Source organism: Candidatus Margulisiibacteriota bacterium, assembly GCA_041661965.1.
Taxonomy (GTDB): Bacteria; Margulisbacteria; WOR-1; order O2-12-FULL-45-9; family XYB2-FULL-48-7; genus XYB2-FULL-45-9.
In genome coordinates, this window is the sequence record JBAZTH010000004.1 from 1 (window position 1) to 15,655 (window position 15,655).

The 15,655-nt window shown below is 50.2% G+C and carries 14 protein-coding genes; 6 read left to right on the plus strand and 8 right to left on the minus strand.

Features of this window, described 5'->3' with window-relative positions; translation table 11 throughout:
• Positions 1 to 94: 94 nt before the first annotated feature.
• From WC772_08425 to WC772_08435, 3 genes are all read right to left on the minus strand, one after another.
• A complete protein-coding gene (locus WC772_08425; protein ID MFA6170771.1) occupies positions 95 to 334 on the minus strand; it encodes a hypothetical protein in 240 nt (79 codons plus the stop codon).
• A gap of 46 nt (positions 335 to 380) precedes the next feature.
• Complete coding sequence (locus WC772_08430; GenBank protein ID MFA6170772.1) at positions 381 to 1,319, minus strand: hypothetical protein; 939 nt, start codon at positions 1,317 to 1,319, stop codon at positions 381 to 383.
• 336 nt (positions 1,320 to 1,655) lie between these two features.
• Positions 1,656 to 3,368, minus strand: a complete 1,713-nt coding sequence (locus tag WC772_08435) for an AAA family ATPase (protein MFA6170773.1) — start codon at positions 3,366 to 3,368, stop codon at positions 1,656 to 1,658.
• A 239-nt stretch (positions 3,369 to 3,607) separates the two neighbouring features.
• Between WC772_08435 and WC772_08440 the strand changes: the two genes are divergently transcribed.
• Genes WC772_08440 through WC772_08450 form a run of 3 tightly spaced genes read left to right on the plus strand, consistent with a single transcriptional unit; the run spans position 3,608 to position 7,128 of the window.
• Positions 3,608 to 4,270: a hypothetical protein gene (locus WC772_08440; protein ID MFA6170774.1), complete on the plus strand. Its 663-nt coding sequence runs from the start codon at positions 3,608 to 3,610 to the stop codon at positions 4,268 to 4,270.
• On the plus strand, positions 4,271 to 6,010 hold the full coding sequence (locus WC772_08445) for a YcaO-like family protein (protein MFA6170775.1): 1,740 nt from the start codon (positions 4,271 to 4,273) through the stop codon (positions 6,008 to 6,010).
• Positions 6,004 to 7,128: a radical SAM protein gene (locus WC772_08450; protein MFA6170776.1), complete on the plus strand. Its 1,125-nt coding sequence runs from the start codon at positions 6,004 to 6,006 to the stop codon at positions 7,126 to 7,128. Before WC772_08445 ends, WC772_08450 begins: the two co-directional genes overlap by 7 nt.
• Here WC772_08450 and WC772_08455 read toward each other — a convergent pair.
• Positions 7,118 to 7,729 (minus strand): hypothetical protein, encoded by a 612-nt coding sequence (locus WC772_08455; GenBank protein ID MFA6170777.1) that lies wholly within the window; start codon positions 7,727 to 7,729, stop codon positions 7,118 to 7,120. The genes WC772_08450 and WC772_08455 overlap by 11 nt on opposite strands.
• A gap of 199 nt (positions 7,730 to 7,928) precedes the next feature.
• Here WC772_08455 and WC772_08460 point away from each other — a divergent pair, with 199 nt between their 5' ends.
• The gene (locus tag WC772_08460; protein ID MFA6170778.1) at positions 7,929 to 8,642 is read left to right on the plus strand and encodes an SIMPL domain-containing protein; all 714 of its coding nucleotides are present in this window, start codon (positions 7,929 to 7,931) and stop codon (positions 8,640 to 8,642) included.
• Here WC772_08460 and WC772_08465 read toward each other — a convergent pair whose 3' ends face one another.
• Genes WC772_08465 through pgm form a run of 4 tightly spaced genes read right to left on the minus strand, consistent with a single transcriptional unit; the run spans position 8,643 to position 13,021 of the window.
• The gene (locus tag WC772_08465; GenBank protein MFA6170779.1) at positions 8,643 to 9,122 is read right to left on the minus strand and encodes a hypothetical protein; all 480 of its coding nucleotides are present in this window, start codon (positions 9,120 to 9,122) and stop codon (positions 8,643 to 8,645) included.
• An 11-nt stretch (positions 9,123 to 9,133) separates the two neighbouring features.
• Complete coding sequence (locus tag WC772_08470; GenBank protein MFA6170780.1) at positions 9,134 to 9,739, minus strand: DUF6498-containing protein; 606 nt, start codon at positions 9,737 to 9,739, stop codon at positions 9,134 to 9,136.
• Positions 9,740 to 9,750: 11 nt separating this feature from the next.
• Entirely contained in the window at positions 9,751 to 11,373 is a 1,623-nt protein-coding gene (gene pgi / locus WC772_08475) for a glucose-6-phosphate isomerase (protein MFA6170781.1), read from the minus strand.
• Between the two features lies 1 nt (position 11,374).
• The gene (gene pgm / locus WC772_08480; GenBank protein MFA6170782.1) at positions 11,375 to 13,021 is read right to left on the minus strand and encodes a phosphoglucomutase (alpha-D-glucose-1,6-bisphosphate-dependent); all 1,647 of its coding nucleotides are present in this window, start codon (positions 13,019 to 13,021) and stop codon (positions 11,375 to 11,377) included.
• A 153-nt stretch (positions 13,022 to 13,174) separates the two neighbouring features.
• Between pgm and WC772_08485 the strand changes: the two genes are divergently transcribed.
• Positions 13,175 to 13,897: a WecB/TagA/CpsF family glycosyltransferase gene (locus WC772_08485; GenBank protein ID MFA6170783.1), complete on the plus strand. Its 723-nt coding sequence runs from the start codon at positions 13,175 to 13,177 to the stop codon at positions 13,895 to 13,897.
• Positions 13,894 to 15,648 carry a YgiQ family radical SAM protein gene (locus WC772_08490; protein ID MFA6170784.1) on the plus strand — a complete coding sequence of 585 codons (1,755 nt, stop codon included), beginning with the start codon at positions 13,894 to 13,896 and terminating at the stop codon, positions 15,646 to 15,648. Before WC772_08485 ends, WC772_08490 begins: the two co-directional genes overlap by 4 nt.
• Positions 15,649 to 15,655 lie beyond the last annotated feature (7 nt).

Genomic DNA, 15,655 nt, shown 5'->3' on the forward strand with positions numbered 1-15,655 from the left:
GGTCAGGCCGCATAGTTCGCTGGGGAATCTAACACCGGATGAATTTATCCGAAAGGAGGCGGAAACTGGCTCTTGCAGCCAGATTTACTCTAATTCATAATGGTACAGCTAATGGGGTAAGGTCACCCGGACCGCAAAGTTTGCCATAGTAGTAACAAGAACGGCAAGAAAAAACCAGGACCCGATACTCGGACCAAAGGCAGAATAATAAGTAAAGGATAACCGCGATCCGGCCAAAGCTGGACAAAATCGTCGCGCCGAGCGCGTAGATCGTTAAAGATAAAAGGATCGAGAGGGCGGGGATAAAGAGTGGATAGTTCTCAAATGTTTTCATAGTCGTATTTTGCCACTCAAGAAGGGGGGCGTCAATTGGGTAAAATCTAAGGCTTTTTCTTCAGATCCTCTTTGAAAGGCCGATCAGCGCCACTCTCAACGCTATCCGGTTGCGCCGGAGTGGGATATTTTCTTTGATCTTGTTTTATTTCCTCTAAAACGACTTCCATTCTTAATATTTCCGGTGAGGGGAGCTCGGCAGTCGTTTGCCAATTTTTGAATAATTGTCCAAGCTCCCGGCTGATCTGCTCCGGATTGACATCGAAGATCTTTTTCATTTGAAGCGCCAGTTCGCGGTTTTTAGACAGACGGACGCTATTTTCCAATTCAAGCGCGAGGCGTTCGGGTTCGGACCGGTAGAGGATGTAAGCGGTCGACATCGCGGCAACGGTCTCCAGCAAGCCGCTATCGGAGGCGCACAACTGGCCCCACTCCTGAAGGGCTTCATCCAGACCTGCCCGGTCAAAGGTTTCCCCGTTAAACCCGGCGGAGAGGATATTTTTTATCCGGTCAACAATGTCGCTGACCCGCCCGATTTCCGGCATGACCGGCGCGAGGATCGTATTCCATTTTTTGAGACACGCTCCAATCTCTTCCAGGGGAGCGTTCCGCAACTCCGCTTGCGCCTGTTGAATAAGCCGTAACTGGCCGAGCATCTCTTCCATAGTAAGCTTCGCGGCGGCTGACCTTTTGAGCGGTTCTGCCGATGCTTCGATCGATTCAACCAGATCGTCTTTCAGGTTAATGATGACCGGCGGCGGGTCGAGATCAGCAAGCAGATCCTTTGGAAGCCGGGGAGGACGCAAACTATGCGACATCTCCAAGCGGAGAGTAACTTCACCAACCTGATAGTTATTAACGAGATACGGCCCGATCGTGCGGCAAACTTTGGCGCCAAATTTGAACATCGATCTGGTAGTTTCGGTCCGATAAGCAACTTTTCCGATATTATAAGCAATTTCTCGGGCAACTGATCTGACTGACATACCTTTGACCTCCTGGAAGAAAGGGTTCCTTAAGTATATCGATAGTTAGGGAGGAAATTTCAAGGAATATTGGGGAAAACTCGAAATACTAAATACGAAACTCTAAACAAAGTCTAAATACCAAATTCTAAACCTCAAAACGGTTTTGGATTTTATTGTTTAGACTTTATAATTTGTTTAGAATTTAGGCTTTAGTATTTAAAGTTTATGCGTGGTGCGTCTGTCGGAGGGAAAGCGAGAATCGTCGCGCGAAGTGGGATGGGCGGATTGTGGGCAACAATATCCTTTATTTAAAACATTGATATTATAAATAAAATCTTTTAAAACCTTATATCACTAAGAAAGCAGTCTTTTTAATGGCTTAACCTTTTGCTTGGATATTTTTAGATGGTCACGTTCGACCTTTCTCCAAAAAGAAGATTTTATATCTTCTTTGTTTTTTATAAATTGTTTCGCCTCATTTTTGTTAGAAAACGATTTATTTCTTACGGCTGAAACTACGCCTGATAAATAAGAAGGGATATCTTCTTTTATTCCCCATGATGTTGTATTCCATATTTTATCAATACATTCTTCCAAATGATTATCAAATTCATCAAACAAGTCTTCCGAAGAGAAATTCTCTGGCAAGGTAATGGCAAATACATTATCACTGACTTTATATTTAACATATCCGAAACATTCTTCGATTTGTTGAGTTAAAAATCGCGAGAGATCTTTTTTCCCAAGGTCACAATCTAAGATAAAATAAGCGGCTGTTTTTAGCAAGGAATGATATGAGCCATACACCTCTAGATATTTAGCGATCTCTCCAGTCCCACCGAGCCCCTGAGCAATGTCTATTCCAGCTTCTTTAAACTTAATAATTGTAAGTGGCTTTTTATCTTCAATAAATATTGGCTTTTTATTCGCGGCAGCTAGAAAGTAGGCATAGAAATTAATGTCTCCCATCATATGTCCAATATCATTAATTTCCTTTTCTGACCAATTAATAGCTGTTTTGTTTGTTTGCAGAGCATGATTTTTTATTAAATTCCACCGTATTTTGCTCCCTCCAGCGCGACTTGTTGCAAGCAAAATGGGAGAATGAGTTGATATAATCATCTGAATATTATCAAGCCATTCCTTCGAGCTCAATTCTTTCGCTAATTTAATTATTAGGTCAGCGTGTAAAAACGACTCTGGTTCCTCAAGAAGCCAAATAGGGTTGTACTCTCCCAAATGCAAGGATCTGTCACTATCTAGAAGGAAATGGATTAAATACAATATTGTTGATTGAGCGCCCGTTCCTTGCAAAGTCAACTGAATCTCTGGAAGAGTTTTTTGCCCTTGGAAACTAATATCTGAAATCGCAATAATATCAAGAATTTTCGATGGCAACTCAATGCTCGCCTGGCTACCAGGCCACATTTTTTGAATACTACTTGTCAATGAAGTCGATAAATAGGTTTTAGCAATTTTTCGTAATGCCTCCCAATCTGTTTGGAGTTTTTTGAGACTTGTTGTAATTGTAGAATGACGCCCCCAATTCGCAAGCAATCTGTTTTTTAGTTTCTCTTGAGCTTCACGGAAGAGACTACGACCTTCTTGTGGGTGCAAATAGCTTATTTTGATAGATTTCAACAATCTTTGAATGTCTGCTGGAAGCTGCAATTGATCGTATTCTTTTCGACTTATTTTATAAACAAACGAAATTGTTTTAGCAACGGGAGAATATGTAATTATTTTTGATATGCTTATAGTTTTGCCATAATCCTTTTCCAGTCTTCTTTTCAAGACTTTTGTAGATAAGGATTTAACATTAAAAACAAGAGTTAACTCACATTTATTATAACCGGATCTCTTACTAAGATACTCGGTTTTGTTCAAGAAACTCTCATCTTTATACAAATTATTATCAAAGAAAAACCTTATTGCGTCAATTACAACGCTTTTGCCCGCATTATTTGGGCCAATAAGATAGGTGCCTTGGGAAAAGTTGAATTTAGATTTTCTTCTAAAACATCTGAAGTTTTTCAATTCGAGCGTTGATAATAATTGTTTTTGCATTGTTTTAGTTAAAACGAAGCCTTTTTATTATTCTCCCACTCTCTTATTATTGTGTCAATATTTCAAAGAGAATAAATATTCAAAATAGTAGTTAAATTTAACCGATCAACGTCTTTCGTCCAACGTTTCGCGCCTCGCGACCGATCACCGCATTACACACCAAAAGCCATTTTCCCCTGAAATCCCCCAAAAAACCTGCCGATCAATAGATGTCCGTAATTTCAAATGGAGGGAAAACAATGACCAATTCAAGTAAAGTTAGGGAATCTCGCTTCCAGCAACAATGGAACAAAGCCGGAGCGATCCAGTCGGCCATGACCCAAAATATTCTTAAGTTAGATATTAGGCTAAGGCTCCCAATCTTAGCGCAAAGCTTGTTCTCCTCGCTGGGAGGACGGTACAAGGAAGCCACTCTTCAAGACGTTATCGCCGCCTTAAAGCCAGACCTAACTAAACAAGCCGCCAAAATGCTCGGTTTAACTTCGTCAAGAGTAACTCCCCATTATTTTCGCTATAAAGTCATGCCGGCGCAGTTAGGGGAACTAGATAGCATTGTCACCGCCCGTGGTTTTCGGCGAATAGGCGGGATAATGAGCGTGATCTCCGTCCACCAGTTCCCTAAGTCAGAGCGCTCTCCTAACTCCAAACTCTGCCTCGCCATCGAAGTCGATCCAAATCGCAAAGATCCAACCCTAACATTGGCCGGAGTCGGCATTATGGGGAAAAAACCGGCCGACTTTGCCGCCGCCAGTAACTTTTTGAAGCGCCAACCAGGGGAAACCCGGTTTGGCGCCTTGCTGGCCCATAAACACCTGACAACCTTTGCTGAAATGCCGGGAGTAGCGATTGAACTGATCGATTGTTCGCTCCAGGCGATTTGGGAAGCGGTGGGGAAAAGATAAATGCCGGTTGTAAATTACAACTCCCAAACCAAATTAACCGGCAGTTCTTATTCTCACGGGCAAGGTGGACAAACCATTACTCCGGCCCGGGAAACAACTATCCGGGAAGCGCTTGACCACCTTAAAACCAGGCCAAACGACCGCTTCATGCGTTCTCATTTGCTCAAGAGCTTAATCAGCCTGAAAGAAGAAGGGATCAAATTAGCGGTTGAATTATTTAAGCAAGAACCCTCTCTGCCGCTCTTCGGTTTCCTGGTCAAAACCGGTTCCAGCTCCAGCCAGTACCCGGCGGTTATGGCCGCGTTGCAATCGCTCGGTATGCAGGCTGGTCTGGAAATGTTTCGCCGGCATCCGAGTCCCAGCGTCAGAGCGGTCTTAAAAGGTGAAGCGATCAGGCTAACTTCGATTTGGGAACGATATTTTTCGCTCAACCGCGAGCGCCATCTCGCTTTTCAGTCAATGCCTCGTTTTTCTCTCCCAATAACCACCGATCTCTTGCCGGTCAAAGGCAAAACGGCGGTCAACCTCGCCAACTTTAAACCCGAGGTTTCGACGTCCATCTCTTTCCGGACCGGGACCGGCTTGAGAACGGTCAAGCCAATGGAAACATTCGCGCGCCTTGAATCAGTGAAACTGTTTTCCGACAATGACCAGTCGATCTCATTGGTTCAATATCACGGCACAGATTTCGCGCTCTTCTTTGCTCCGTCAACCCGCCGGGTCGCGGTTGGGCCGCACGAACATACCCTCACCGGGACCGGCCACGGGAGCGGGAAAGGCTTGACCCAACAAGCCGCCCTGGTTTCGGCCGTGATGGAAGCGCTGGAACGCTACAGCGCCGCCGAAGGGGTTGGCAATAATTGGCCGGGCGGGTACGTTGCCGATCTATCGCTCACCCAGAAAACGCTGGCTGAACTGCGGCGTGACGGCCTGGCGGCGCTCGATCCAAACCAATTTAACCTGGAACATCCTTACGAAAACCAATCACTGCATTGGGTTAAGGGGGAAGTAAAAAACGGGAGTGGGGAGAGTAAAATTATGGTCCCGGCCCAGATCGTCTTTGAAAACTCTAATTTAGACGAAGTTGAAGTCTTTTTAACTTCATCCAACGGCTTGGCTTCCGGCAACACCATGGCGGAAGCCAAACTGCACGCCTTGCTGGAAGTGATCGAACGCGACGGCGATTACAGCATGTATTATCAACCGGCCCGGACCTTTGCGCTTTCCGCCGAAGACCAGGTGGTCGGCCCGATCATTCAGGCTTACGGAGCCAAAGGATTGAGCGTCCAATTGCTCGACCTAACAACGGAGTTCGGTGTCCCGACCTACCGGGCTTTCATTCACCTGCATGAACAGATCTTGAGCGGCAGTGGCGCGCACCTTGACGGCCGGATCGCCGCTTTCCGGGCGATCTGCGAACTGAATACCAAAGCTTTTATTTATGAAAGACATAATCGATCGCTGACTCCCGCCGCTGAACAACGAGCTGATGTCCGGACTAGGCAGTTCGAAACGCTCCCTTCGTTCTCGACCATGAACGTGGAAGAGGACCTGGCTTTGGCGGAGAGATTAATGATCGCTAACGGCTTGTCGGTCGTTTACGTCGATCTAACGCGAGCGGACCTTGGGATCCCGGTCGTGCGGGCGATCGTCCCTGGACTCGATCTGCCGCCGGTCATAAGCCGCCGCCAGGTCAAGCATTTATTGGAGATGTTTGGGAGTGAGGGGACGGTATGCTAACGGCTGAACGAACCCAACAAGCAAGCTCTTTTCTCGCCGCCCGCAGGACGGTCCTTAACAGGATGAAGGCCGCCGGGGAAGGCGGGGCCCTCGACTACCGGCCGCAGAAGATTGGTCTTAGCCTAACCGATAAATGCAACTCCAATTGCACCTATTGCTCCGCCAGCGTCGGCCCCAGTGGGAAAGAGGTCATGCCGATGGAGATCGTTAACCGGTCGGTCAGAGAAGGGGCTGACGCTGATATCGCGGCGGTCGTCCTGACCGGCGGCGAACCGACGACCCATTTTGACCTGCTGATGAAAGCGATCAGGCAAGCAAGCGAGTGGGCCCTGGCGCTCGCGATCCAGACCAACGCCAAAATGCCGGCCGAAACCGCGCAAAAATTAATTAAAGGAGTGGGAAACTCCGGTTGGAGACAAGAAAATTTCGGCCTTTTTCAATTCAACCTCTCTTACGCCTTGTCGCGTTCGCCGGCCGAGATCGAAAGCCTGGTTAATTTTGTCCGGTTATTCGGCCAGAGCCGGATCAGAGGGGAGATCCTGATCGAAGCGCTCCACGACCAGCCGATTCCCGTGCAGGAGGGGGTCGATCTATTGAACCGGCAGTTAGGCGACCGGCTGGTTGGATTAAAGGATTTCTTTTTGACGGGAGATAAGAAATTAAACATGATAGTTAATTTCCCGCTGATGCTTGGCCGCGCCCGGGTCTTGCGGGAGATGCCCCTTGGCCAAATGATCCGGGAAGCTTGTCAACCGCTTGATTTTTCCGGCTACCGCCGGCTGGAGCAATTCGACCAGGATGTCATTGCCGTCGATCCGTTCGGCTATGTTTATCCCTCCGGCCTTTATATGTATATGGGAATTTATCCGATCGGCAATATCAGGGTAAATACTCTGACGGAAATAATTGAAGAAGCGAACTGCGATCCATTCCTGATCATGGTCAGCAGAGGAAGAGCCGGGCAGTTCTACGATCTGGCGAAAGAGCTATTCCCGGAGTTTGCCGCGCTGGCCAAAACCTGCGCTGTCCCATTTGAAGTCTTCGCCGATATTCTGGAAGAACCGGTGAAAGCCTTGGCGGTTTTAGATAAAGCGGCCGACCAACTGATTAACGACTAAGGTTTACTTCCCACATCGCCGAGTCCGGCTCGACCGGCGCGCCGAACCCCAAATTAGAATAGAAGAGCTTGGCCCGTGGATTGTGACGGGAAACAAGATAGCTGATCTTCTGAACCCCGGTCTCTCCGGCCAGGTTATAAAGCGCCAGCAGAGCTTCGCCCCCTTTACCGATGACCTTTGAGGCGAGATCGTCCAGCCCCATATATTCACCGACAATGTTGATCGAAAGCTGAAAGAGGTTCAAACCGCTGGAAAAGGGAAAGTAAAGGCTCGGAGAATGATCGTATTGAAAAGCTTTTGTTTTCAGCGTTAGATGAATAATCTCGTCATTTTGAGAAAAATAAAAACCAAGGGAGAGCCCGTGAAATATCGAACCAAGATGCGAAATGGCTTGAGCGGTAAACCGGGGGTTATGATATTCCTCCGATCGGTTGACCAGGAAACGATTTCCGCCTAATTCAAAGCGCGTCAAAAACACGCACTCACTCGCTTGTCCCAAACTGATGCTCCGCTCCCGCGCAGCTTGCGCGGCCCGTTCCGCCAGCGGGACCAGCGGTTTACTGAACGTTCGAGTGGAAGTTGAGGCGGCAGCAATTTTCATACCTTTGTATCGAACGGAAGAGGGGGAGATTTCAGAGGGAAGAGGGAAACTCTAAATCCTAAATCCGAAATACTAAACAAATATTAAGCTCTAAATAATAAATTCCAAATCATTTTAAACCTTAGATATTTAGTATTTAGAATTTGTTTAGAGTTTCGTATTTAGTTTTTAGTATTTATTTTGTGTTATAATTCCCCACATGAACGAACAAAAACCAGCTCTAATTATCGGTCTCGCTTTCGTGATCGGCATGCTCGCCTTCGGCGGGTTTTATTATTCCGCCCAACTTTCGGTTTCCAACCGCGACATTCTCTCCGTTACCGGCTCGGCCAAAACCCGGGTCAACGCCGACCAGGGGAAATTGACCATCTCGCTCGCCAGACAGGCGAACGCCAACACCCTAGCCAATGGATACGCCGGGCTCGCTCATGATCTAATCTTGACCCGGACCTTGCTTAAGAAAGAAGGGGTCGCCGATATTGCTGAAAGCCCGGTCTCCATGAACCAGGTTTACGACCAGAACAACACCGGCCCGACTAAATACACTTTAAACCAAACGGTCACCGTCCAGCTCAACGATGTAGTCAAGATCACCAAGCTCTCAAAAATGGTCCCGTCGCTGACCGAACAAGGAGCGGTGATCTCGGTCCAGGCGCTGGAGTACTATTACTCGAAACTTCCCGACCTGCGGGTTTCCCTCTTAAGCGAAGCGGTGAAAGACGCCAAAGCGCGGGCGGAAAAGATCGCGGAAGGGACGGGGCGCCATGTCGGCAGTGTCGCAGCCGCTTCGAGCGGAGTCGTCCAAGTCTTGACCCCTAACTCGGTCGACGTCTCCGATTACGGCTCTTACGATACCTCGAGCGTAGTCAAAGACATTATGGTCACGGTCAAAGCTTCGTTTTATCTGAAGTAGTTATTTCTTCATCGCTTCGGCGACTTTTATCGCCAGTTTGATCAATTTTTCTTCGGTCGCAACCTTAAAGTTATAGGTGTAGAGCTTGATGTAATTGGTGTCGCCGGTCGAGAGACAAATGCTTTGCACCGGTCCCTTGGGGTTGCTGACAAGGTAATGTTCCGCTTTGATCCGGGGGTCGGTTTTAATGACCTGGCCGTGCCTCTTCCAATTGCGCTGGTTGCTGTTGTAGCTGACATATTTTTCGTAAACGATCGCGACCGCCATCTCTTTCTGACCAGCGACAAAATAATCAACGCTGACCAGTACTTTCTCCTTGCTGGGGACCGCTTTACTAACCTTGATGTCGGAAGCGGTCGCGACCCAGGCGACAGGGAACATTGTTAATAGTTCCTCGCTGGTCTTGGGGGCTTTCCATTTAGCTTCCGAAGCCGTGATCAGGGTCAGGGCCAGCAAACAAATCGCGAATATTTTTTTCATCTTAATCCTCCTTATGAATGTTCGATCTTATGCATGACCAGGTCAGCGATCGTCTTTAACGACAGGAAAAGCAGAATAGGGGCGTGGGCAACCCCCGGCAGGATGACATCCATCGCCGCGCCAAGGATCAGGGTCAGGTGCATCGGAATGATCCGGGCGTAAGGGAACATGAAGAGCCGGTCGAGGTTGGCTTTGGACTGGTCCCGCTCCTGATTATATAAGTAAGAAAATATATGGTTCGCTAAAAAGACCAAAATTGTAATAAAAACCCAGCCCCACTGGACCGGCGCGCCGTTGCTTAACGGGGTCTCTCCCGCGAGGGTGAAGATCGACAGGAAAAGCAAATAGATCAAATGAAAGAAACCGTAGTGCATTAAAAAGAACGAAGAAGTATCCCCCATAAAAAACCAACTCGACCGGCCGGTGGCTTTCTCCAACCGGCGCATTTTGATGACATTGATCGCGCCGATAATCACGCTCTGCGACCAGTAGATCCACATCAGTTCTATCAGGCTCCAGTTGAATTTCACCGCCAAAGCGATCGTCAGCAGGTTGGCAAAAAAGAGCGACCAGGCGCTGGGATCGGTCCGGTCGATAATAAAGAATTTCTTAGCCATTTATTGGTTTATTACAACTTCCCTTTAAGGAACGCTTTTAACAACAGGTCTGTCGAATCGGTCAAGCCGCAAGCGTCATATTCGGTCTTGTCGTAATACTCAATGATCCTCTCGCGGTGTTCAAGGCCGAGAACTTTACCCAACTGGACCCCTTCCTGGTCAAAACTATTGATCCCCCAGATAAAACCTTTCACCGCTGTCCGATGTTCGGTCCAGGCCAGAAGGAGCCCGGCGGTGAAGGGGGTCAACGCTTCAAGTAGCATCGAAGAAGAAGGGCGGTTTCCGGGGAATATTTTAGCCGGGTTGGCGTCATCTTTACCAAAGGCCATGGCGTCCGGCTGGGCAAAGAAGTTGGTCATCAGCTCTTCGTGATGGGTCACTTTGGTTTGCGCATTCTTGTCGTACTGGTATTGCGGGGTGATAAAGCCGATGAAATCACACGGGACGATCTGCGTCCCCTGATGGAGGAGCTGGTAGAACGAATGCTGGCCATTGGTCCCCGGTTCGCCGAAGACGATCTCACCGGTCTCGAACTCCAGTTTATTCCCTTCCAGGTCGACCGACTTGCCGTTGCTCTCCATCTCCACTTGCTGGGTATGGGCGGCAAGTTTCGCCAACCCTTGCGCGTAGGGGAGCAAGGCGCGGGTCTTGAAGCCAAGGAAATTAATATTCCAGATGTCGAGCAAGGCCGAGAGGATCGGGATGTTTTTTTCGATCGGCGTGTGGCGGCAATGGTTATCGAGCCAGTAAGCCCCTTCCAAAATATAGCTGACATTCTCAAAACCAAGATACAGGGAAAGGGGGAGGACGCCAACGGCCGAGGTCGCGCTGAAACGGCCGCCGACCCAATCCCAGAAACCGAACATGTTTTGCGGATCGATGCCGAACGCTTCAACCTTTTCTTTGGCGGTCGAAACGGCAACAAAATGTTTCTTGATTGCATCGGGGTGGTTCTTCAAACCGGCCAGAAGCCACTGCTTGGCGGTCCGGGCGTTGTGCATCGTCTCCGCGGTGGTAAAAGTTTTGGAAACGATAATGACCAGGGTCTCTTCCGGATCGAGGCTGGCAGTTTTTTCCTCGAAGTCGGTCCCGTCAATGTTGGCGATAAAGACCAGGTTCATCCCCGGCTGGGCGTAGGGGCGGAGAGCGACCGCCAGATATTCCGGGCCCAAATAAGAGCCGCCGATCCCGATCGAAACGATATTTTTAAATTTCTTGCCGGTCGCGCCCGTTCTTTGGCCGGAGAGGACTTCGCCGGAGAAGCGTTCGATCTGGCCCAAGACCGCGTTGATCCCCGGCATCACGTCCTGGCCGTCAACCATGACCGGATCGTTCTTCCGGTTACGCAGCGCCGTATGAAGGACTGCCCGGTTCTCTGTCCGATTGATCTTCTGGCCGCTGAACATCGCCTGGATCTTTCCGGCCAGATCGCTCTCTTTAGCCAGTTCGGCCAGAAGCTTGATCGTCTCTTCGGTCACCCGCTGGCGGGAGAAATCAAAAACCAGATGTTCGGTCTTGACCGAGAACTTATGGCCGCGCCGTTCATCCGCCTCGAAAAGATCCCGCAAATGTTTTTGACCGATCTCTTTATAATGCTTGGCCAGTTTTTTATACGCTTTGGTTTTGTTGAACATTTTATGCTCCTTTTGCAAACGCCTCATCAACTATCTTCTTCGCTTCTTCAAAGATCTTTTTAAGATGGTCCGCTCCCCTAAAACTTTCGGCGTAGATCTTGTAGACCTCTTCGGTCCCGGAGGGACGGGCGGCGAACCAGCCGTTCTCGGTCGTCACTTTGAGGCCGCCGATCTCGGAGTTGTTCCCAGGGGCGCGGGTCAGTTTGGCAGTGATCGGCTCGCCGGCCAGAGTAGTAGCGGTCACCATCTCCGGTGATAATTTCTGGAGGATCGCTTTTTGTTTGGCATTGGCCGGGGCGTCGATCCGCTCATAAACCGGCGCGCCAAAAAGGGCGGTCAATTCTTGGTAATGGATCCCCGGGTCTTTACCGGTCACAGCTAGGATCTCGGCCGCCAGCAGGTCCATAATAAAACCATCCTTGTCGGTCGTCCAAACGGTCCCATCCTGGCGGAGGAAGGAGGCGCCGGCGCTCTCTTCGCCGCCGAAGCCGAAACTCCCATTAAGGAGGCCGTCAACGAACCACTTGAAGCCGACCGGGACCTCCATCAGGGGGCAGTCCAGCTTTTTCGCCACCCGGTCGATCAGGCTGCTGCTGACCAGGGTCTTGCCGATCGCCGCCGTTAACGGCCACTTGGGCCGATGCTGGAAGAGGTACCAAATCGCCACCGCCAGGTAATGGTTCGGGTTCATCAGCCCAACAGAGGGGGTGACGATTCCATGGCGGTCGAAATCGGTGTCATTGCCGAACGCAATATCATATTTATCTTTTAGTTTTACCAGGCTCGCCATCGCGTAAGGCGACGAACAATCCATCCGAATCTTCCCGTCACGATCAACGGTCATAAAAGAGAAGGTCTTATCGACCATCGGATTAACAATGTCGATCCTTAGGCCGTATTTTTCGGCTATCGGAAGCCAATAATTGACACCAGCCCCACCCATCGGGTCAGCCCCGATCGAAAGGCCGGAAGCTTTGATCGCTTCCATATTAATGATGCTCCCCAAGTCATTGACATAGGGGGTGACGAAATCATAGAGCCTGGTAGTCGAGGCTTTGAGAGCCGCTTCATAAGTGATCCGCTTAACCCCGGCCAGCTTTTTGGCGAGGTACTGATTAGCCCGTTCTTCGATCCATTTCGTCACCTTAGTATCGGCTGGTCCGCCATGGGTCGGATTGTACTTGAAGCCGCCATCCTGCGGCGGATTGTGCGAGGGGGTAATAACGATGCCGTCAGCTAAGCCGGTCTGCTTTCCCCGGTTGTACTTTAAGATCGCGTGGGAGATGACCGGGGTCGGGGTATAGCCATCATTTTCCTGGATAAAGAGAGCAATACTGTTTGCCGCCAGGACCTCGAGGGCGGTTTTCTGGGCCGGGTCGGACAGGGCATGGGTATCTTTTCCCATATAAAGGGGGCCGTTGATCCCGTTTTCCTGCCGGTAATCGCAGATCGCCTGGGTCGTGGCCAAGATATGGTCTTCGTTAAAGCTTCCTTTTAATGATGAACCCCGGTGGCCGGAAGTGCCGAAAGCAACCCGCTGCTGCGGATCGTTATGGTCCGGATGGGTGGAGTAATACAGCTCAATTAATTTAGTGATATCGACCAGGATCGAATCGGGCGCTTTTTGACCGGCTAATGGACTTAACATATGACCCAACTTTCTATTTCAGGATTATCTATTATACCAATAACGGCACTTTTCAGCTATAATGATTATTACCATGAAAGGTCAAATGCCGAGGACAAAAGCGCCAAAGCTTATTCATAAGCCTTCGAAGCCGATCAGCAAGGAGAAAAAACCGTGGGTGAAACCGTCGACTTTTCGGGGCTCAAAGTAGACAACGTCACGCTGGCGGAAGCGGTCGCGAAAGTGGAAAGCCTGATCACCGCTCATCAACCAAGCCTGGTCGTCACCCCAAATCCGGAAATGATTGTCGCCGCGCAGGATGACACTGAACTCCGCGCGGTCGTTAACAACGCCGCGCTCCGCGTCCCGGACGGGATCAGCATGGTCGTGGTCAAAAAGCTTCTCGGCGATCCCCTGAAAGAGCGGGTCTCCGGGATCGATCTGATGCAGCGGCTCCTGGCAGTCGCGGCCAAGAAAGGTTATAAAGCTTTCTTTTTAGGGAGCGCCCCCGGGGTGGCCGACGAAGCGGCCGTTAAAGCCAGGGAATTAAATCCCGGCCTGCTGGTTGTCGGGACCAATGATGGTTATTTCAAAGATGAGGCCGCGCTCCGCGCCAAGATCATGGCCGCCAAGCCGGACCTCCTTTTTGTGGGACTAGGAGCGGGGAGGCAGGAAAAGTGGCTCGCCGCCAACCTAACAAAGTTAGGGGTCCCGGTCGGGATGGGGATCGGCGGAAGTCTCGACACCATTGCCGGCAAAGTCAGACGGGCCCCGGTCCTGGTCCAAAAGTTATACATCGAATGGCTCTACCGCTTGCTCCAACAGCCGTGGCGCTGGCGGCGGCAGATCTCTTTGATCAAGTTCCTGATCCTGATGTTTTTCCCGAGGAAAAAATGACAGACTTTTTACCGGTTAGCAAACACGACCTGCGCAAGCGAGGGATCGAACAGCTCGACATCATCCTCGTCACCGGCGACGCTTATATCGACCATCCAAGTTTTGGCCCGGTCCTGATCGCTCGGTACCTTTTAGCGCATGGCTTTAAGGTTGGGATCATCGCCCAACCAGACTGGAACAAAGACGACGACTTCATGAAGCTCGGCGCGCCGCGCCTCTTCTTCGGCGTCTCTTCCGGCAACCTCGACTCGATGGTCGCCAACTACACCGCCGACAACAAGATCCGCCGGACCGACATGTACACTCCGGGGAATGTCGGCGGCAAACGGCCGAACCGGGCAACAATCGTCTACACCAGCAAACTAAAAGGGCTCTTTCCCGGCGTCCCGGTCGTCCTCGGCGGGGTGGAAGCAAGCCTCCGCCGTTTTGCCCATTACGATTATTGGTCCGACAAAGTCCGCCGCTCTTTGATCTTTGACACCAAAGCCGACTACCTAACTTATGGGATGAGCGAGAAGGGGATTTTGGCAATAGCAAATAAACTCTCTGGAAGCCGCGACGATATTGTCGCAGGCTTCCAGGAAATCCCCAACACCGCCATTATCGTTAAAGATATTTCGGAGTACAAAGACGCGTTAGTTCTCCCTTCATATGAAGAAGTCGCGACGGATAAGAAGAAATACGCCGAAGCCTTTAAGCTCTATTATCTTGAGGGGCGGAAGAAACATCCCCGGATAATCATCCAGCCGTGCCAGGGGCGTAACGTCGTTGTTTTCCCGCCGCAAAACTTAACCGGCCCGGAACTTGACGCTTTGATGGAGATGCCGTTTGTTAGGGCGCCTCATCCATCATACAAAGAACCGATCCCGGCCTGGAACTTCGTGAAGTTCTCGACCGTTTCCCACCGCGGCTGTTTCGGCGGCTGTTCTTTCTGCGCCATCTCCCAGCACCAGGGGAAATATATCACCAGCCGCTCCGGCGAATCGATCAAACGGGAGATCGCCAACACAATAATGAAACAGCCCGATTTTACCGGCAACATCCTCGACGTCGGCGGGCCGACCGCCAACATGTACGGAATGACCTGCAATAAAGAAGAGGGGTGTACCCGGGCCAGTTGTATCTATCCCAACGTCTGCCCGCATCTCGACGCCTCCCTTAAACCGGCCTTAAGCCTCTTACGGACGATCCGCCAGATCCCCGGAGTGAAGAAACTTTTTATCGGCTCGGGGATCCGCTACGATCTGGCGTTGCTCGATGACGAGTACATCAACGAGATCGCCAAGCACCACGTCAGCGGCCAGTTGAGCGTCGCGCCGGAACATGTTTGCGAAGAGGTCCTGCTGATGATGGGGAAACCAAAGATCGACAAGTTCCTTGAGTTCAAAGACAAATTCGACGCCGCCAACCGCCGTCACAATAAAGAACAGTTCCTGATCCCGTATTTTATCTCCTCCCACCCGGGGAGCACGTTGAACCACGCCCTGGAGCTGGCCCTTTTCCTGGAGAAACATCGGATCCGGATCGAACAGGTCCAGAACTTCACTCCGTCACCGATGACAGTTTCGACCTGCATGTATTACACCGGGCTCGATCCGTTCACCGGCAAACCGGTCCATATCCCTAAAGGGGAAGAGCGGACTTTGCAGAAGGCTCTTTTGCAACCACACCTTGAGAAGAATAAGCTGAAGGTCGGCAAAGCGCTCCGGATGCTCGGTAAGAATAAGTACTTCAACGAATTGACCAGTTAAGTTTGCA